The 18,091-nt window shown below is 41.6% G+C and carries 19 protein-coding genes; 9 read left to right on the top strand and 10 right to left on the bottom strand.

Annotated elements, in window-relative coordinates:
• Positions 1-2 precede the first annotated feature (2 nt).
• A complete protein-coding gene (locus tag GFH30_RS10895; protein ID WP_153372559.1) occupies positions 3-305 on the bottom strand; it encodes a YciI family protein in 303 nt (100 codons plus the stop codon).
• Positions 306-334: 29 nt separating this feature from the next.
• Positions 335-946 carry a septation protein IspZ gene (locus GFH30_RS10890; RefSeq protein ID WP_153372557.1) on the bottom strand — a complete coding sequence of 204 codons (612 nt, stop codon included), beginning with the start codon at positions 944-946 and terminating at the stop codon, positions 335-337.
• A gap of 44 nt (positions 947-990) precedes the next feature.
• Between GFH30_RS10890 and GFH30_RS10885 the strand changes: the two genes are divergently transcribed.
• The gene (locus GFH30_RS10885) at positions 991-1,839 is read left to right on the top strand and encodes a PHP domain-containing protein (protein WP_153372555.1); all 849 of its coding nucleotides are present in this window, start codon (positions 991-993) and stop codon (positions 1,837-1,839) included.
• A gap of 89 nt (positions 1,840-1,928) precedes the next feature.
• Here GFH30_RS10885 and GFH30_RS10880 read toward each other — a convergent pair whose 3' ends face one another.
• Both GFH30_RS10880 and radC read right to left on the bottom strand, forming a co-directional pair.
• Complete coding sequence (locus tag GFH30_RS10880; RefSeq protein ID WP_153372553.1) at positions 1,929-2,840, bottom strand: bestrophin family protein; 912 nt, start codon at positions 2,838-2,840, stop codon at positions 1,929-1,931.
• A gap of 70 nt (positions 2,841-2,910) precedes the next feature.
• Positions 2,911-3,606, bottom strand: a complete 696-nt coding sequence (gene radC / locus GFH30_RS10875; protein WP_153372551.1) for a RadC family protein — start codon at positions 3,604-3,606, stop codon at positions 2,911-2,913.
• Positions 3,607-3,719: 113 nt separating this feature from the next.
• Between radC and coaBC the strand changes: the two genes are divergently transcribed.
• Both coaBC and GFH30_RS10865 read left to right on the top strand, forming a co-directional pair.
• A complete protein-coding gene (coaBC, locus tag GFH30_RS10870; RefSeq protein WP_153372549.1) occupies positions 3,720-4,994 on the top strand; it encodes a bifunctional phosphopantothenoylcysteine decarboxylase/phosphopantothenate--cysteine ligase CoaBC in 1,275 nt (424 codons plus the stop codon).
• 205 nt (positions 4,995-5,199) lie between these two features.
• The gene (locus tag GFH30_RS10865; RefSeq protein WP_227551495.1) at positions 5,200-5,736 is read left to right on the top strand and encodes a hypothetical protein; all 537 of its coding nucleotides are present in this window, start codon (positions 5,200-5,202) and stop codon (positions 5,734-5,736) included.
• Between the two features lie 49 nt (positions 5,737-5,785).
• Here the strand turns inward: GFH30_RS10865 and dusA are convergent, their stop codons facing one another.
• Positions 5,786-6,805 (bottom strand): tRNA dihydrouridine(20/20a) synthase DusA, encoded by a 1,020-nt coding sequence (dusA, locus tag GFH30_RS10860; RefSeq protein WP_153372547.1) that lies wholly within the window; start codon positions 6,803-6,805, stop codon positions 5,786-5,788.
• Between the two features lie 311 nt (positions 6,806-7,116).
• On the opposite strand from dusA, the gene GFH30_RS10855 reads away from it, so the two are divergent.
• Entirely contained in the window at positions 7,117-7,761 is a 645-nt protein-coding gene (locus tag GFH30_RS10855) for a HEPN domain-containing protein (protein WP_153372545.1), read from the top strand.
• Here the strand turns inward: GFH30_RS10855 and GFH30_RS10850 are convergent.
• Positions 7,758-8,957, bottom strand: coding sequence for an MFS transporter (locus tag GFH30_RS10850; RefSeq protein WP_153372543.1), 1,200 nt, complete (start codon positions 8,955-8,957; stop codon positions 7,758-7,760). The genes GFH30_RS10855 and GFH30_RS10850 overlap by 4 nt on opposite strands.
• Positions 8,958-9,853: 896 nt before the next feature.
• Between GFH30_RS10850 and GFH30_RS10845 the strand changes: the two genes are divergently transcribed.
• From GFH30_RS10845 to GFH30_RS10825, 5 genes are all read left to right on the top strand, one after another.
• On the top strand, positions 9,854-10,981 hold the full coding sequence (locus GFH30_RS10845) for a Re/Si-specific NAD(P)(+) transhydrogenase subunit alpha (protein WP_153372541.1): 1,128 nt from the start codon (positions 9,854-9,856) through the stop codon (positions 10,979-10,981).
• An 11-nt stretch (positions 10,982-10,992) separates the two neighbouring features.
• A complete protein-coding gene (locus tag GFH30_RS10840; protein ID WP_153372539.1) occupies positions 10,993-11,316 on the top strand; it encodes a proton-translocating transhydrogenase family protein in 324 nt (107 codons plus the stop codon).
• Positions 11,317-11,319: 3 nt separating this feature from the next.
• The gene (locus GFH30_RS10835; protein ID WP_153372537.1) at positions 11,320-12,765 is read left to right on the top strand and encodes an NAD(P)(+) transhydrogenase (Re/Si-specific) subunit beta; all 1,446 of its coding nucleotides are present in this window, start codon (positions 11,320-11,322) and stop codon (positions 12,763-12,765) included.
• Positions 12,766-13,061: 296 nt separating this feature from the next.
• Positions 13,062-14,396, top strand: coding sequence for an ammonium transporter (locus GFH30_RS10830; protein ID WP_153372535.1), 1,335 nt, complete (start codon positions 13,062-13,064; stop codon positions 14,394-14,396).
• Positions 14,397-14,411: 15 nt separating this feature from the next.
• Positions 14,412-15,020, top strand: a complete 609-nt coding sequence (locus GFH30_RS10825; protein WP_153372533.1) for a hypothetical protein — start codon at positions 14,412-14,414, stop codon at positions 15,018-15,020.
• A gap of 62 nt (positions 15,021-15,082) precedes the next feature.
• Here GFH30_RS10825 and rsfS read toward each other — a convergent pair whose 3' ends face one another.
• From rsfS to GFH30_RS10805, 4 genes are all read right to left on the bottom strand, one after another.
• Positions 15,083-15,484, bottom strand: coding sequence for a ribosome silencing factor (gene rsfS, locus GFH30_RS10820; protein WP_153372531.1), 402 nt, complete (start codon positions 15,482-15,484; stop codon positions 15,083-15,085).
• Between the two features lie 82 nt (positions 15,485-15,566).
• Positions 15,567-16,355, bottom strand: coding sequence for a hydroxypyruvate isomerase family protein (locus tag GFH30_RS10815; protein WP_153372529.1), 789 nt, complete (start codon positions 16,353-16,355; stop codon positions 15,567-15,569).
• Between the two features lie 23 nt (positions 16,356-16,378).
• On the bottom strand, positions 16,379-17,245 hold the full coding sequence (locus tag GFH30_RS10810) for an NAD(P)-dependent oxidoreductase (protein WP_153372527.1): 867 nt from the start codon (positions 17,243-17,245) through the stop codon (positions 16,379-16,381).
• Between the two features lie 35 nt (positions 17,246-17,280).
• A complete protein-coding gene (locus GFH30_RS10805) occupies positions 17,281-18,069 on the bottom strand; it encodes a crotonase/enoyl-CoA hydratase family protein (protein ID WP_153372525.1) in 789 nt (262 codons plus the stop codon).
• Between the last annotated feature and the right edge of the window lie 22 nt (positions 18,070-18,091).

Below are 18,091 nucleotides of genomic sequence, written 5' to 3'. Positions count from 1 at the left end.
AATTATCCTTTAGGAAATGCTTTATTGAAGGGTTTCACATCAATGTGTGAATACACACCTTCTTTGAGGAAAGGCTCATCTGCCAACCACGCATCAAGTGCTTCACGGCTATCAAAATCAACAATAATCGTGCTGCCATAAAAACCCGCTTTTGGATTGCTTGGGTCTTTTGGCATCGCACCTGCGACAATGAGGCGACCTTCCGCATTTAGCTGCTCTAAACGTGCTAAATGTTGGGGACGAATTGCAAGGCGTTTTTCGACAGTACCTGCTTGATCGGTACAAGTAACGACAAATAATGGCATGGAAGCTCTCAATCGCTGTGTAATTGAATTTATTCAGAAGATTTAAAGTATTTACGCAATACAATAAACTGCACAATGATAAATGAAAACATCACAATCATGTCACCAAATGCGGTGAATTCACCCCAATATTTGCCATCCATCCATAGATAAGCAAAGAAGCAGTGTAAAAATGACATCACCATAAACATAATGGCCCATGCGACATTCAATTTCATCCAACCTTTTTCAGTCAAATTGAAGACTGGACCAAATAAACGCTGAATCAGTGGTTTTCTGTCTTTACTAAACCAAGGCGACAATAAGAATGCACCGGCAAAGACTAAATTGAGGAGTACCGCTTTTAAACGAATGTAAAAATCATCAGAAAGCATTAAGGTGATGCCACCAAAAATGACCGTCATAAACAACACAATCCATTGTTGTTTATCTAAACGGAATTTTTGAATAACAAACAGAGCGCCATAAACAACTAACATGGAAATAATTAGACCTGTGGTTGCCACAAGAATATTATTGTTGTCTACACCACCGGCAGAACCGATCAGTTGTAGCAATGGATGATTGGTATCTTTAGCATCTACAGTTTTATATAAATAAAAGAAAATAATGAGTGGCACAAAGTCTAAAAGTGCTTTCATGTTAGAGTATCTAATTCTGATCAAATAAATGTCATAGTATAGAGATGCACGGCGTAGATTTACATACACATAGCAATATTTCTGATGGAACTTTAACACCGCAGCAATTGGTCGAAGCGGCAGTGGAAAAGTGCGTGCATACTTTGGCATTAACAGACCATGATACGATGGATGGTCTGAAAATTGCACAAGAAGCTGCGCAAAATCATAAGATTAAGATCATTCCTGGGGTTGAGATTTCGAGCCAATGGTCAAGACCTGCCACCAAAAAATCTTATGGTGTGCATATTGTGGCGTTAAATATGCAAAATTTAGCGCCTATAGAAAAAGCATTAGAACAACAAAAAAGAATTCGTGCTGAGCGTTCTAAACAGATTTGTGATTTGCTTGAGCCTTTAATTGGACAAGATATCTATCCTGATGTGTTAGCAAAAGTCGATCAAATGCCTGATCGTATTACCCGTTCACATATTGCTAAAACATTGGTCGAAAAAGGCATTGTGGCAAGACCACAACAAGCGTTTGATAAATATATTAAAGAAGGCAAAAAGGCGTATGTGAAGTTTGATGGTCTTAGCCTTGAAGACACCATCCGAATCATTCACGAAAGTGGCGGTTTCGCCGTATTGGCACATCCAACTCGTTATGATTTATCGGCAACCAATGTTCGTTACCTGATTGAGATTTTTGCAAAATTTGGCGGTGATGCAGTAGAACTACCACCTGCCATTGAGCCTGCCTCAACCCGTCAAATGGTGGATCGCATGATTGCCGAACATGGTTTGAAAGTGTCGGTCGGGAGTGATTTTCATGGTGATTATATGCCGTGGATTCGACTTGGTAATATCCCAAGTTTAAAAGAAGGGCAAGTCGGTATTTGGGAGAGTTTCTAACTTTACTTTTGAAATCAGTTGAATTTATTTTTATGATTTTCGTATGAAAGCCTGAATGCAGCCATGGCATTCAGGTTGTTAATTCTGCCTTATAACAAGTTATGATCTTGTGCTTGAATTGGCGGTGGAGTTGGTTTACCTAAGGTTGAAAGCAATTCGATCTCGATGGTTCGAACCATCGAATCAAGTGGTAAATCATTACTTTGCTTACCAAAAGGCTCTTCAATTTCAGAACTTAAAGCATCTAAACCCAAAAACGTATAGGCCAAAATACCGACCAAGAGCGGGGTGGCTAAACCTAAGGTTGAGCCCAAGCTAAAAGGCAGCATAAAGCAGAAGAAATACACGGTACGATTCAGTAGAACAGAATAAGCAAATGGCAAAGGAGTCGTTGCAATGCGGTCACAACCCGTTTGCACTACACTCAGTTCCGCTACATGCTGATTCATCTGCGTATAAATAATATCTGAAATTTCACCTTCTTTTAGGGCTTGCATCAGCTCCCATTGAATAAGACTCAAGGTATATTGTGGTGCATTCGCTTGTTGATACAACTGGCTAATCGCTTGTGAGGTTAAACCACTGGTTTCCACCAGTTCAGTTGGATTAGCCGTTTGATGACGTAAACGATCACGTAATACATTGGCAAATACAATCACATGTTGAATCACACGTTGACGTCGACCTTGGCTGAGCATACGACAATCACGGTCAAAATGGCGCGAATTGGCAATCAAAATGCCCCACATCTTGCGTGCTTCCCACCAACGGTCATAGCAGGCTGAGTTTTTAAAGCCCAAGAAAATAGACAGCACAACGCCAATCAGCGTGAAACCCACTAAGGGTAATTCAGGGAAATGAAAATAGTCGGTATAGGACAAGCCACCAATGATGGTTGAGAGCAACATCACCACGCCTAAAGGCGGTAAAACCTTAGGCAAAATGGTACCGCGCCATGAAAACAGCAGTTTAAATACATTGGGTTGGTCACGAACGATCATTGATTCTAATCATCATTATTTTCTCACGATCTTCTTGCCTTCACGGGGCTTTGTCAAGGCGTATTCATACTCAAACCTCCACTTTGATGAGTTGATGCTCAGTAAATGAAAAATTATGCTCATGGGCAATAATACAGTGATCAATTAAGCGAATTTCAACCAACTGGCAGGCAGCTTGAATGTGTTGTGTGAGCTGAAGATCGGCTTGAGAGGGTTCAGCTTTCGCAAAAGGATGATTATGCGCAATGACAATGGACGTGGCATGCTGAGCAATGGCATAGCGTAGTAACTGATTGATTGAAATATCACAATGATTGACTGAGCCATAAAACAATTTTTTAAAACTGATTTTTCTTAAATGGGCATCTAAACACAGGACAGCAAACACCTCTTGGGTTTCGCCTAACAGCTCAAAACGTAAATAATCTATTAAGCGCTGGGAATGATTCAATTCAATAACATCTTGTTTTAAATGTTCGGAAATATAACGCCGTCCCAGTTCTTTCACTGCCATGAGTTGGGTATATTTACTCAACCCCATGCCATGAAATTGCCGTAAATCTTCACTTGAAGCATCAAGTAATCTACTTAAATGTCCAAAATGTTGGATTAAAAGACGTGCCAGTTCGACCGCAGAATGTTTTTGTGAGCCTGAACGTAAAAAGATTGCCAATAATTCAGCATCAGAAAGACTTTCTGCACCGTATTGGATGAGGCGTTCGCGTGGCCGTTCTTGTTCCGGCCAATTTTTGATAGAAAAATGCATAGTTATTAGACTTATTTATTATAAATTATGGGGTTTACCACAAGTTGGATGCTTGGGGATGCGATTATTTAATGCTATTGTGAGCGCCACTGCAACAGAAAGGTGACCTGTTCGTGAGCTTCGATCTCAGCGTTATTCCTCATAAAAATATTATTTTAGCCGTAACGGGTGGTATTGCTGCGTATAAAAGTGCAATTCTCGTTCGTCGCTTAAAAGACGCCGGTTTTAATGTGCGTGTGGTCATGACGGATGGTGCTAAAGCCTTTATCACGCCACTGACATTTCAAGCACTTTCAGGCAATCCTGTACACACCGATTTGCTCAATCCCGAAGCTGAAGCAGGCATGGGACATATTGAATTGGCACGTTGGGCTGATTTAGTGTTGGTCGCACCTGCAAGTTGCGATACTTTGGCAAAATTTGCGGCAGGGCTCGCAGATGATTTGCTCAGTACCTTGTACTTGGCAACCAAAGCACCGGTATGGGTGGCACCTGCCATGAATCAACAAATGTGGGCAGCCAAAGCGACTCAACGCAATCTTGCGACATTGATTGAAGATGGTGTACACGTCATTATGCCCGATGCAGGTTCACAAGCCTGTGGTGATGTCGGTTTAGGACGTATGCCTGAACCTGAAGATATCGCACGTCAAGTCACCGAATATTTCCATAAAGCACAACGCGCGATTGCGGAAAAGTTTGGTTTACTCGCGGGTAAAAAAGTCACGATTACTGCGGGTCCAACCCGTGAAGCGATTGATCCTGTGCGATATATTTCCAATCATAGTACGGGTAAAATGGGCTTCTCCTTGGCAGCAGCTTGTTATGCGGTAGGCGCAGAAGTGACCTTAATTGCAGGACCTGTCAGTCTCGATACGCCCAATGGGGTAAAACGTAAAAATGTGGCCTCAGCGATGCAAATGCTCGATGAAAGCATGAAAAAACTCGATGATGGCTGTGATATTTTTATCGCCACTGCTGCTGTAGCCGATTATCGTGTAGCACAAGTGGCTGAGCATAAAATTAAAAAAGCAGGGGATGAGCTCAATGTCGCATTGATCAAAAATCCGGATATTGTGGCGACCATTGCACAGCAAGAAAAGCGTCCATTTATGGTCGGATTTGCAGCAGAGACGCAGAATATTGAAGCTTATGCCGCAGGCAAGTTAGTGGCTAAAAAACTTGATATGATCGCCTGCAATGATGTATCACGTGCCGATATTGGCTTTGCTTCGGATGAAAATGCCATGACCGTGTTCTTTGCTGAGCAATATCAGCTCGATCAACGTGATTTGGAAAAAGCATCAAAGCAAGAAATTGCGCAGCAATTGGTAGAAGCCATTCATGATGCTTTAACCCATGTTGTTCAAAGCGAAGATGATTTCTAATAGCTAGCTTGTTAAAAAGCCCTGAATAATCGGGGCTTTTTTATGTGCGTTTTACCATAAGATTAAAATTGATGACTGTGAGATTCATCGAAATATCATGATGATGACTGTTTTATCGACAGAAAAGTATTTAAAATAAAAAGGCATAATAAAAATAGGTATTCAGTGGCGAATTATATTTGCGCTGATTTAAGGGGGGGGAGACATGATGTATAAAGGTGTTTTATTGCTCTGTATGTTGCTGAGCACCGCATGTAGTTATTTTGTCTCCATTGAGGAATTGGCACAGCATGTTGAACTTCAAATGCAGCGTGAATTTAATGCCAATACTGAGTATAAGAAATATCATTTAATTGTCGAAGATGTCCAAATTACAGAACGAAAAGGCAATGAATTTAAGGCGATTTCCAAACTTAAATATCAGGGTCAACCTTTTGTAATTGATGTAAATATTCAAAAATCCAAAACGGGGTTTAGCTGGCATATTGCGGAAGAAGCGTTTACTTTTATTGATGAAATCGAAATTGAAAAGTATCGCCAACAGCTTGATCGAGAGCTTGAACAAATTATATTGTCTTTAGAGCAAGATGACTTGTCTGCAAAAGCAAGTGTACAACAAGAGAATGTTGCAACTGGTGCGATGGCGCAAGGATCTATAGCTCAACAAGAACAAAAGATGCCAAAGCCAAATTATGATGAAAAACCTTATCCCGTTGGCAACATCAATGCTTACACTCAATAAATAAGATTCGTAAAAAAAGCACCGAATTCGGTGCTTTTTGATTTAAATGTTATTGCGCTTGATTGTCACGAAGATAATCTTCTGTACGTCTCATGGCTTCTTGTATGTTGATTAGCGCATTTTCAACATCTTTTAAGGTTTTGGCATTGCCGCCACTTAACGCTTGACGCCATTTGCGTGCGCCCGGCAAGTTTTGGAATAAACCTAAAATATGACGTGTGATAATTGAAAGTGGCGCACCTTCAGCAACGCGCTGTGCAATATACGGCATCATCTGCTGCATAATGTCAAAGCGATCTGGTGCTTCTAAGTTCCATAGCTGACCGATTTCAGCCAACAAGTAAGGGTTGTGATACGCCTCGCGACCAATCATCACACCATCGACATGTTTTAAATGTTCAAGTGTTTCGGCATAAGTTTTCACACCACCATTGATTTCAATCAACAGTTCAGGGCGATCTTGTTTTAAACGATAAACATCTTCATAACGCAGTGGCGGCACATCACGGTTTTCTTTCGGTGATAAACCTTTTAGCAAGGCAATACGTGCATGCACAATAAAATTATTGCAGCCAGTTTTTGCCACAGTATCAACAAAGTTCAGCATTTCTTCATAAGACTGCATATCATCAATGCCGATACGGTGTTTGACCGTCACCGGAATATCCACCGCGTTTTGCATCTCGCCAATACATTCAGCGACTAATTCAGGCTCTGCCATTAAGCAGGCACCGATTTTATTATTTTGTACGCGATCGCTCGGGCAGCCGACATTGAGATTAACTTCGTTATAGCCCCAATCTTGTGCCATTTTCGTACAAGTCGCTAAATCTTGCGGATTTGAACCACCGAGCTGCAACACAATTGGATGTTCCTCGCCATTGAAGTCTAAATGACGTTTGGCATCGCCATGAATAATGGCACCTGTGGTGACCATTTCGGTATACATAATAACATTTGGATTAAATAAACGGGCGAAATAACGATAATCCTTTGTGGTCCAATCCATCATCGGAGCAACACTAATTCGCGGTTGAAGTTTATGTTCAATGGAATTCAGATCAGTCATTCAAAGTCACGCCTTATGAAGATGGGAGGACAAAAACACAGCACGATATAAAAGTATCGGTCGGTCCGTAAAATTAGGGCGCAATATTAGCATAAAAAATCCAACTCGGATTTTTAGCGCTGCACTGAATGTAGTGCTGCATGATGTTGCCTAGGATCGTGCAATTCAAATCATCAAATTGATAGCAGTTGTAGACAGGCTTTGTGGAAAAGTAAATTTTTAAAATTGAACGCGCTATTCATTGAAGTGCTCTGTTTTACTGCTATAAATAGATTGAAGAATAAACATAAATAACGATGAGGGAGATACGATTGCAACTTTTAGAAGAAATTTTTAAGGAGCAAAAACCTCAATATTCAGCTGATCTAAAGCTGCGTATACAGCGTGCATTCAGTTGGTTTAACAAAGCCAATAGCCTTGATCAGGATCTTGATCTGCAGTTTTTAAGTTTTTGGATTTGCTTGAATGCGCTATATCAGCAAGAAGCAGAACAAACAGATAATGCTCAGTGTTTAAATGCTTTTTTAACCGCCATTGTGATCAAAGATCAATATCGGAAAATTGAGACATTTATTTCAGGACAATATCGGCAGTGCGTTATATCACTGTTAGAAAATAAGTATTTAACCCAAAGCTATTGGGATTACCAAAATAAAATCATTCCTTTAGAGGTGTGTCAGCAGCAATTACAGCAAGATCAATCGAATATTCGAGCTGCTTTTGAACAGCAGAATATAACTCAGATTTTACAGTCATTATTTGCACGTTTTTATATGCTCAATAAGCAAATCATCAATGGCGGCTCAAGCTACCAAAGTGATATGAATCGAAAGCCACTTAATGAAAGTTGTACTTTGCTGAATCGATTGTTGCCTATTTTTATGCTGATTGTATTGGAAAATACCGACATCATCCGTTTTCCTAAACCGTATTATCCCATGCAGCAATTTAGTTAAGCGGAAGTAGAAGGGCTTTGTTTGGCATGAACGTATTGATCGACCAGATTGAATAAAGCAGCAGTTAAAGCCAATGCTAGCCCAAAGTAACAGGTGTAATGCCAACCGCCTAAATGCCATGCATAGACACCTAAGGCAGAACCGCAAGCCCCGCCAATAAAATATAGCGTCATGTAAATAGAATTAATTCGTGATTTAGCATTCGGTCGCAGGCGGAAAATTACATTTTGATTGCAACTGTGGGTCATGGCTAAACCTAAATTAATCAGACCATAACCGCTGACATAACTGAATAATGACACGCTACCAAAATACAGTAATAGCCAACTTCCCGCTAAGATGGAACACCCAATCCAAGAGAGTAATTTGATATAGCCACGATCTGCCCATTTGCCAATGAATTGGGTAGAGAGCGCGCCAAACACGCCTACTAAAGTAACCAGTCCGACCCAAACATCTGACAGTTCAAAGGGTTTTTGAGTCAGTAGTAATGCAATGGTAGAAAACAGCATACTCATGGCAGCAAAGGCACACGCGCCAATCATTGAGCGCAGTACCAAGCGTGGCTCTTGTTGTAGGAGTTGTGCCATGGATTGGAAAATTGCGGCATAGGTGATTTTGAATTTCGGCATGGCTGGCAATTTACCTTTTAGATAAACGCTCAGCGTCAACATTGATATGCCACTTAAGATATAGATGAGTTTCCAATGGAATAAATCGGACAATAAACCTGCAATACTGGTAGACAGTAAAATGCCGACCAATAAGCCGCTCATGAGAAAACCGACGACTTCACCAGTTTTTTCAGGTTTAACCGCCATGGCTGCAAGCGGAATGAGTACCTGAGCCGCCACTGAAAATAGTCCTGCAATAATTGTCCCTAACCATAGCATTTGAATATTGACGGCAAGTGCACAGACAAACAGTCCAACAGCAGCCCCCATCATCAAAAAAGGAATTAATTTCGTTTTATTGAGCATGTCGCCTAAAGGCACAATAAACAATAAGCCGAGTGCATAGGACACTTGCGCAAAGGTCACCGTTAATGCCACTTGTGATTCAGGCACTTGATAATAGTACTGAATACTTGAGATTAAAGGTTGGCAATAATAGTTTGCCCCAGCGCATAAACCGCAGGTCACTGCCATCAACCACAACAAGGGTTTGTTATGACTAATATCAAGGGGAGTCGGCATGGAGATAACCTTATTGAACGCGATTTATTCAGCTTAAGCTGCGAACTATAGGACAAAAATAGTCAGGATTAAAGTAAAGATATTTTGCATTTCAAAGCAAACTGGAGAATAAAACATTTATATTTCACCCTTGAACTGAGGTCATCAACTTAAAGCCTAAAGACTATTCTCTAAAGCGGAAATGTATAGATAAAATCCGACTATTTAAAAAACATGAACTAAAATGGTGCAAAAGTGGTCAGCAAAATCTTGCTTGAACATTTCATTGCTGAATATCAAAAATATTTATTCATGTTTTTTTAAGCAGTAGAAAGTACATAAAAGCAATACATCTTCCACGTATTCTTATCGGGTATGTCAACTCGATTATTGAGAGGAAAATATGAAAGATATGTGCAGACTGCAATTTTATTCAGCAGAAGCTGCGTAAAAGTTAAGACTAAAAATGTATCGCCAAAGAGCGGTCTATATTGTCATTCAGGTCAAGATGAAAATTTACCCGTGATAAAAACCTTTATTCTCGAGTAAAACCAAAAGGTCTAGCTTTGAAATGAGCGGCTAATTTTTCAGTCCAAAATGTCAGAAAGATCAATGTAACAAAATAAGTATAAAGATAAGCAAAATAAGGCAGCTGAATTGTCTTGGATTTTAGAAAAATCTAATGGTGTATTTCAATCTAATCTAAAATTTGCCTTTTTAGAAAGAGATAGATGTGCGCCATTACAGCATTCTTTTTATGAATCATCAGTTCAATATATGGTCATTTATTAAATAAATATTGGGTAGTATTTTAAAAAAGTTTATTTAGAATCCAAAAATTCAACAAAAAACATCCTGAGGGGACGCATCGTTTTTAAGCGATGTTGACTTAAGAATAATTAGCTTGAGGAACGCTCATGCAGATCGGAATTCCAACCGAAACTGTTGTCGGTGAAAATCGCGTCGCTGCGACGCCTGAGACAGTAAAGAAATTGATCAGCGCAGGTCATACTGTGGTTATCGAACGCGGTGCAGGGGTAAAAGCTGCCTATATCGATAGTGCTTATGAACAAGTTGGCGCCAACATTACGGATGATGCCTATACTGGTAGTCAGTTAATTTTGAAAGTTCGCGCACCGCAAGGTTCTGAAATTCAAAAATTAAGCCCAAACTCGACTATTGTGGCAATGTTTGATCCATACCGTAATACTGAACTTGACCAATTCGCGGCACAGAATGTGTCTGCATTTGCACTCGAGCTTTTGCCACGTACGCTATCACGTGCGCAAAACATGGACGTCTTGTCTTCTCAGGCCAACTTAGCAGGCTATAAATCTGTATTGTTGGCGGCAGCAGAATATCAACGTATGTTCCCAATGCTGATGACTGCGGCAGGAACCGTAAAACCTGCACGTGTTGTGATTATGGGTGTCGGTGTTGCGGGCTTACAAGCGATTGCAACCGCAAAACGTTTAGGTGCCATTGTTGAAGCGACCGACTTACGTCCAACTGCGAAAGATCAGGTGGAATCGTTGGGCGGGAAATGGTTAGACGTACCAATGTCTGCCGAAGAACAACAAAAAGCCGCAGATGCTGCAAAGAATGGCTATGGCTGGATGCCGGGTGAAGAATATATCCGTGACCAAGCTGCCATTGTGGATAAAGCCGTATCGAATGCCGATATCGTGATTACCACAGCACTATTGCCGGGTCGTAATGCACCACGTTTAATCCGTTCTGAAACAGTTGCCAAAATGAAACCCGGTTCAGTCATTTTAGATATGGCGGTGGAGTCGGGCGGTAACGTAGAAGGTTCGAAATGCGGTGAAACCGTGGTGACCGATAACGGTGTGAAAATCCTCGGTATTCCTAATATCCCTTCGACCGTTTCGACAGAAGCATCTGCACTTTATGCACGTAATGTTTTCAATTTTGTTGAAACCTTGTTTGATGCAGATAAAAACTTTGTCCTGAATCAAGAAGAAGAAATTCAAAAAGCATTACTCATCACACACGGCGGCCAAGTGCTGTTGAAACGTGGTTAAGGAGAACTGTCATGGTTGAAACGATTACGATTTTTGTTCTTGCCATCTTCGTAGGTTACTACGTGGTTTGGGGGGTAACGCCTGCTTTGCATACGCCGTTGATGGCAGTGACCAACGCATTATCATCGATCATTATTGTCGGTGCGATGATTCAAACCGTGGGTCTGCCACTTGTTGGTGTTGAAGGCAATGTTGATTTCCAAACCATTAATGTGGTGAGTGTACTGGGTGCCATTGCAGTGTTCTTGGCAAGTATTAATATTTTTGGTGGCTTTGCAGTAACTGCACGTATGCTAGAAATGTTTAAACCGAAGCAAAAGAAAAAAGAGGGTTAAGCCATGGATTTCATTCGTGAATATGCAAATTGGTTCTACCTGATTGGTGCCATTCTTTTTATTTTAACGCTTCGTGGTTTGTCTGGTCCGAAAACGGCAATTGCGGGTAATCGTTACGGTATGATCGCCATGGCGATTGCTGTCTTAACCACCTTCTTTGTGGCAGACAGCCCTGTAGTTTGGATGATTGTCGGCGCAATGGTACTTGGTGCGATAGTCGGTATTGCGCGTGCACGTACGGTTCCAATGACACAAATGCCTGAAACGGTTGCACTCATGCACTCGCTTGTGGGTTTGGCTGCGGTCTTAATTGCGGTCGCTGCGATCATTCATAACAATAAACTTGCAGAGTTGGGTCCCGATTTACTTGCAGCAAATGGTGTGAATTTCCATGAAATGAGCAAAGTTCATCTGTTTGAATTGTTCGTCGGCTGTTTCGTGGGTGCAATTACCTTTACTGCATCTGTGTTTGCTTACGGTAAATTGGCAGCAAAGAAATGGGCAAAAACGATTTCGGGTGCATGGGTTAAACCTGTACAAGCCATCATTTTCCTTGCAATGCTTGGCTTCGGTATTCAATTCTTCTTAACCGGTGATATGACTGCATTCTGGGCAATGACAGGTCTTGCACTTGTATTTGGTTGGGTCTGGATTGCACCTGTCGGTGGCGGTGATATGCCGGTTGTGGTATCGCTTCTGAACTCATTCTCAGGTTGGGCAGCAGCAGGTATTGGTTTCACATTAGAAAACAACATGTTGATTGTTGCAGGCTCGCTTGTAGGTTCATCGGGTGCAATTTTGTCTTATATTATGTGTAAAGCAATGAACCGCTCGATCATTAATGTGTTGTTTGGTGGTGCAATGGGCGGTGCAGCTGTTGCAGCAGCAGATGCAGGCGATAAAGCACCACGTAACCATCGTTCAGGTTCTGCCGATGATGCAGGCTTCTTGATGTCAAATGCGGATAGCGTGGTGATTGTGCCGGGTTATGGTATGGCGCAAGGTCGTGCACAAAATGCAGTAAAAGAGTTAGCTAACTTACTGAAAGAGCAGGGCGTAACGGTTCGTTTTGCGATTCACCCTGTGGCAGGTCGTATGCCGGGTCATATGAACGTCTTGCTTGCTGAAGCCGATGTCCCTTATGAAGACATTCTAGAGATGGATGAGATTAACTCTGACTTCCCTGCAACAGATGTGGTACTGGTGATTGGTGCGAATGACGTGGTGAACCCTGCGGCAAAAGATGATCCATCATCTCCAATTTATGGTATGCCGATTTTGGAAGCACATAAAGCACGTACCATTATGGTGATCAAGCGTTCAATGGCAACCGGTTATGCGGGTCTAGACAATGACTTGTTCTATAACGACAAGACCATGATGATCTTTGGTGATGCGAAGAAAGTCGTTGAGGATATGACCAAAGCCATTAATGGTTCAGGTCACTAATTGAAGTCTCGTTCAACCTTTCTTTTAAAAGAAAGGTTAGAGTGACTTAATAAAAAAACCACCTTCGGGTGGTTTTTTTATATCTACTTTTATGTCTCAAAAGAGTTCACTTCTTTGTCAAAATCCTCCATAAAATGCACTTTTGATTCAGCGTGAGTTGCTTTGGTGCACGATCTAAACATAGATTGAATGAGGTTGTTCAAAGCAGCAAGAATTTGCACAAAATACGACATTTCTCGAAGAATCACTTGTGGCATTCTTCTTGCTATCCCTTGCTTTAGATACAGGGGTATTCTATGAAAATAAATAAAGTATTTTGGCTATTGTTGGGTCTAATAAGTTTGCCTGCATATGCAGCAGAACAAGCCGATGTGATTAAAAATATACAAGAAATTCGTGTTTCAATCGACAGTGTTTGGGTGGTGATGGGCGGCATTTTAGTTTTCTTTATGCAGGCGGGTTTTGCACTGGTTGAAAGTGGCTCTGTGCGCAGTAAGAATACCGTGAATGTTTTAATGAAAAATTATATGGATGCTTGTCTTGGTGGCTTAGTCTTTTGGTTGGTGGGCTTTGGTCTCATGTTTGGGGTGAATCATAGCGGTTGGCTCGGCATGTCGCATTTTGCACCCGATCAATTAGCCAGTTGGGACTGGAATTTACTATTTTTCCAAATGATGTTTGCCGCAACAGCTACTACGATTGCGAGTGGAGCAATGGCTGAGCGAATTCATTTCGTTGCCTATGTGGTGAGTGCTGCTTTCGTGAGTGGTTTGATTTATCCCGTATTTGGCAGTTGGGCATGGGGCAGCTTGTTTGAAGGTGAAGGTTGGCTCAAAGCGATGGGCTTTATCGATTTTGCTGGCTCAACGGTGGTGCACTCTATGGGGGGCTGGGTGGCACTTGCCGGTATTATTGTCTTAGGTCCACGCTTAGGACGTTTCGGTCGTCATGGTCAAATACACGCGTTGCCAGGGCATAGTTTGCCGCTCGTGGCATTAGGTGGCTTTATTTTATGGTTAGCTTGGTTTGGTTTTAACGCCGCATCGACAGTTAATGCTGATGTCAGTATTGGTCGAATTGCACTGAATACTCACTTGGCAGCCTGTGCAGCAGCCGTGACTTATATGTTATATGCCTTAGTGCGCCGTAAAGCGATTCTCATTAAAACAACCATTAACGCATCATTAGGTGGTTTGGTCGGCATTACGGCTGGCTGTGCCACTATGAATCCAGTCTATGCCATTTTAACAGGCTCAATCGCAGGGTTAATGGTCAGTGTCTTACCACGAATGCTTGAGAAATGCCGTGTTGATGATGTGGTCGATGCAGTGACTGTTCATGGTTTTTGCGGTGCATGGGGCACGATCGCAGCCGGTATTTTCTTTGAAAGTAATATGTTTAATAGCTCAATCGTTGCTGTTCAAGCCATCGGTGTCGCAGCAGGTTTTGCTTGGGGCTTTGGTGTGGCATTTATTGTGTTTAAGGTGTTACATCTCATACTCGGTGGCCTACGTGTGAGTGCGCAGCATGAACAACGCGGCTTGGATTATACCGAACATGCGGAATTATCTTATCCTGAATTTCAGCGTGATATTACTTTCGATACCGATGAGATTAACAAGCGCCATTGATGTGAGGAGATACCGATGAATGCTGAAGTATTCAATGTGGCGCAGCGCCGTCAAGCAATTCAACGTGGATTAAAACAGTATTTTCAAGGCTCAAGTTTGGAGCGCGTCCTGAATTATTGGGAGCAGGAATATAGCGAAAAACCGGCTTTTGTATTGAATCGTTTTTTAAATGAAATTTGTACCACCGAGGATTTAAAACAGCATCGTAAAGACATGCTCAAACAGGTGATTCATGAGCTGAGTCATCTAGAAAAAGTAGAATTACTGAAAACCGATGAAGATAAAACCTTTGTCGATTCGGATGATTTATATAAAGCTTATGATGATTTTGTGAATCATGTTTTAAATCGTGTGCAAGTCAATGATTTAGATGAATTTACCACGGTGCTTAAGCAACAGTTGCATCGGGATCAACTCTCCAATGCATTACTCAAGCCTTATGACAATACTGCACAAGCATTGATGCAAAGTTTGCCGATGAGTCAAGCCGCAAAAGGTATTACAGCCTTGTATACGGTGTGTTGTGAATTTTATGGTCCACAAAAAAGTGATCATATCTATGCACAAGGCAAGACAGATATGAAACTCAATTATCCTGATCTTGATTTACAGCAATTGCTTTAGCTCTAGGTAGATTTTAGGCATAAAAAAGCGACCCAATCGGTCGCTTTTTTTAATATTCGGTTTTACGCTACAGTATCTGTAGGATTACGCCATAAGCTTTCTAGGTCATAGAATTTACGCGCAGTTGGGAGCATGCAGTGAACAACCACATAACCTAAGTCGATTAAGATCCACTCAGCATCACGTTCACCTTCAATACCAATCGGGCGGAAGCCAGCTTTACGTGCTTCTTCAGCAACGTTATTCGCCAATGATTTGATATGACGAGTTGATGTACCGCTTGCAATGACCATCGCATCAGCAACATTACTGATGGTAGTGACATCGATTTCAACAATTTCTTTTGCTTTTACATCTTCAAGAGCGCTGTGTACGACTTTTAAACAATCTTTTACAGCTTGAGCATGTGAATTCATAGTTTGATCGTGAGAATTAGAAGCGCTGGGCGATGGTTCTAAATTCATGGGGGGTATAATTTCCTAACAATTATGCATGATCTAATATAGCGGTTTTGTCGGTGAAATTCAAATCAAGCCGATATGCGTATTAGTTTCCTTGTGGGAAATAACGATTTTTCCATGCGAAGGATTCGTTGGAATGATTGCTAGGCTTGTATTCAGCGGCAATAAAGCCTGCATAATTACTTTGTGCAAGCCATGTAAAGATATCATTATAATTGATTGCTGCGGTGTTGGGTTCGTGGCGTCCCGGACAGTCGGCAAATTGAATATGACCAATCATTTGAATATTTTCTTGCAGTGCAGCTAAAATATCTTCGCCCATCATGGCCATGTGATAACAATCATATTGCATTTTTAAGGCAGGATGATTGACAGCTTCAAGCATTTCTTGGGCTTGTGCCACATTTTGAATTAAAAAGCGTGGCATATCCTTGCCATTAATCATCTCGAACACGGGCTGAATGTCATAGTCTGCCAACATGGAGCATGCCATTTTCAAATTGCTCGACAAGGTTTCAAGACAAGGCAATAAGTCACTATCGAGCGGTTGTTTTCCTGCCAGAATATTGATGCTCGGTACATTTAAAGCCGAGGCATATTCTATCGCTTGTTGCATGGTCTGATGAAAAGCAATTTCTTGCCCGGGAATACCCGCAATTCCATTGCCGCCTTGCATTAAATCACCTGCAGGAACATTAATCAGACATAAGCTTAAGTCATGTACACGTAATTCATGACGGATTTGATCAATATTGAGTTCATAGGGAAATTGAATTTCCACATGATCAAAGCCATGAGATCGAGCCAAAGCAAAACGCTCAATCAACGGCACTTCGGTAAAAATCATCGACAAATTAACAGCAAGTTTGTGCATGAAGATATCCTTAAAAGAGCGCTTTACTTTTGAACCTGTTGAATGACAGTCGATAAATCTGCTTCAGCATGACCTAACTGTTGATGCGCATTCAGTTGCGATAAGGCTTTTTCTGCAACCGGAATATCGAGCTTTAATGCTGTTGCCAGTTGCAGCGCATTGTTTAAATCTTTTGCTAAGGTTTGCACTTTCCATTGCACCGGTTTAAAAGTGTGAGTGGCCATGCGTGGTGCTAAGATCTGAAATGGTTTCGAGTCGGCAAAGCCACCGGCTAATGCAGGTGCAAGTAAAGTGGTGTCGACACCTGCCAAATCTGCCAGTGCTACTGCTTCAGCAATTAAAGTACTGTTGGCAGCAACGATGAGTTGATTGCAAATTTTAGTGGCTTGACCTGTACCTGTTTCACCCATGCGGGTGACACGTTGTGAAAGCACCTGATAAATCGGGGTCAATGCCTGAATAGTCGTTGCATCGCCGCCTGCAAATACAACCAATGTGCCATCTTCAGCGCCATTCGTGCCACCCGAAACAGGGGAGTCAATCCAAATAGCCTCTTTTGCTTGAGTACGACGGGCTAATTCTTGAGTTTTCTCAACTGAAAGACTCGAGAAATCGACAATCACTTGATCCGCACGAATACCATTTTCAATTTGAGTAAATACGTGCTCTACGGCATGGTCATCAGCTAAACAGCTTAAGATCAGGTCATAGTCAGCAATACGATCGAGATTAACGAGCGTCGCGCCTTGTTGAATGAGGGATTCGCATGCAGTTGCAGTTCGATTCCATACGCTGACTTGAAAACCGGCATTGAGCAAACGTGTGGTCATACGATTGCCCATTAACCCCATACCTAAAAAAGCGATTTTGCTACTCTGATCAAATTGCATGGCTTGACTCAAGTGATACCTAAAATTGAAAGAAATTATTTATATTGGCGTGGTAAAAATTGTACATCAGGATTTTTATCCTTTTTGCGTGCCAATTGACTATTCTTACCAAGTAACAGTTTAAGCTGCCAAATTTTTTCCATACGTAAGGATTTATTTGGACGATGTTCCATCGCGTCTAACACAAATTTAGATGCCATCAGGGCATCGGGTGAACGTTGCAGCATTTCTTCTGCTAAGGCTTGTGCTTTGACCAAAGGCTGTTCATCCACATGGGTCATCAATCCAATGTTATTCGCATAAGTTGCATCAAAAATACGTGCAGTCAGTGTCAGCTCTTTTGCCAAATCTAAACCAATTAAGCCTTTGAGAGAACGGCTTAGCCCCATGTCTGGTACTAAGCCCCAACGACTTTCCATAATCGACATTTGGGTCGTGGGATGAGCAATACGAATATCTGCGGCTAAAGCCAATTGCATGCCGGCACCAAAACAGTAGCCTTCAATGGCTGCAATGACAGGAACAGGCAATTCTTGCCAAATTAAAAAGGCTTTTTGGAAAAGACTTTGCCCCGGACGAATCAGCTCCCAAGCGGCAAATACTCGATTTTTAGGATTGTTTAAGTCGGCTAAATCAATACCGGCACTAAAAACCTGTGCTTCGCCCGTCAAAATGACACAACGAATGCTTTTATCTTTTTTAATCTGATTGGCAATTTTGACCAATTCGCGCAGTAAAGCAAAGCTCATCGCATTACGTTTATCCGGACGATTCAGTGTAACCGTGGCAATACCATTATTTTTATCAAAGCGTACCAATGACATGTGAAAACCCTTCATTTTTATT

Origin of the sequence: Acinetobacter wanghuae, from assembly GCF_009557235.1 — a bacterium.
GTDB lineage: Bacteria > Pseudomonadota > Gammaproteobacteria > Pseudomonadales > Moraxellaceae > Acinetobacter > Acinetobacter wanghuae.
Note: the sequence above shows the minus strand (reverse complement) of the source record. Positions and strands in the feature narration are given on the sequence as shown.

Coding starts and splice junctions, on each gene's coding strand:
- GFH30_RS10815 (WP_153372529.1), bottom strand. CDS start 16,355: ATGCACAAACTTGCTGTTAATTTGTCGATGATTTTTACCGAAGTGCCG.
- GFH30_RS10810 (WP_153372527.1), bottom strand. CDS start 17,245: ATGCAATTTGATCAGAGTAGCAAAATCGCTTTTTTAGGTATGGGGTTA.
- GFH30_RS10830 (WP_153372535.1), top strand. CDS start 13,062: ATGAAAATAAATAAAGTATTTTGGCTATTGTTGGGTCTAATAAGTTTG.
- radC (WP_153372551.1), bottom strand. CDS start 3,606: ATGCATTTTTCTATCAAAAATTGGCCGGAACAAGAACGGCCACGCGAA.
- GFH30_RS10805 (WP_153372525.1), bottom strand. CDS start 18,069: ATGTCATTGGTACGCTTTGATAAAAATAATGGTATTGCCACGGTTACA.
- GFH30_RS10845 (WP_153372541.1), top strand. CDS start 9,854: ATGCAGATCGGAATTCCAACCGAAACTGTTGTCGGTGAAAATCGCGTC.
- GFH30_RS10885 (WP_153372555.1), top strand. CDS start 991: ATGCACGGCGTAGATTTACATACACATAGCAATATTTCTGATGGAACT.
- GFH30_RS10890 (WP_153372557.1), bottom strand. CDS start 946: ATGAAAGCACTTTTAGACTTTGTGCCACTCATTATTTTCTTTTATTTA.
- GFH30_RS10850 (WP_153372543.1), bottom strand. CDS start 8,957: ATGCCGACTCCCCTTGATATTAGTCATAACAAACCCTTGTTGTGGTTG.
- GFH30_RS10835 (WP_153372537.1), top strand. CDS start 11,320: ATGGATTTCATTCGTGAATATGCAAATTGGTTCTACCTGATTGGTGCC.
- GFH30_RS10840 (WP_153372539.1), top strand. CDS start 10,993: ATGGTTGAAACGATTACGATTTTTGTTCTTGCCATCTTCGTAGGTTAC.
- GFH30_RS10880 (WP_153372553.1), bottom strand. CDS start 2,840: ATGATCGTTCGTGACCAACCCAATGTATTTAAACTGCTGTTTTCATGG.
- GFH30_RS10865 (WP_227551495.1), top strand. CDS start 5,200: ATGATGTATAAAGGTGTTTTATTGCTCTGTATGTTGCTGAGCACCGCA.
- rsfS (WP_153372531.1), bottom strand. CDS start 15,484: ATGAATTTAGAACCATCGCCCAGCGCTTCTAATTCTCACGATCAAACT.
- dusA (WP_153372547.1), bottom strand. CDS start 6,805: ATGACTGATCTGAATTCCATTGAACATAAACTTCAACCGCGAATTAGT.
- GFH30_RS10895 (WP_153372559.1), bottom strand. CDS start 305: ATGCCATTATTTGTCGTTACTTGTACCGATCAAGCAGGTACTGTCGAA.
- GFH30_RS10825 (WP_153372533.1), top strand. CDS start 14,412: ATGAATGCTGAAGTATTCAATGTGGCGCAGCGCCGTCAAGCAATTCAA.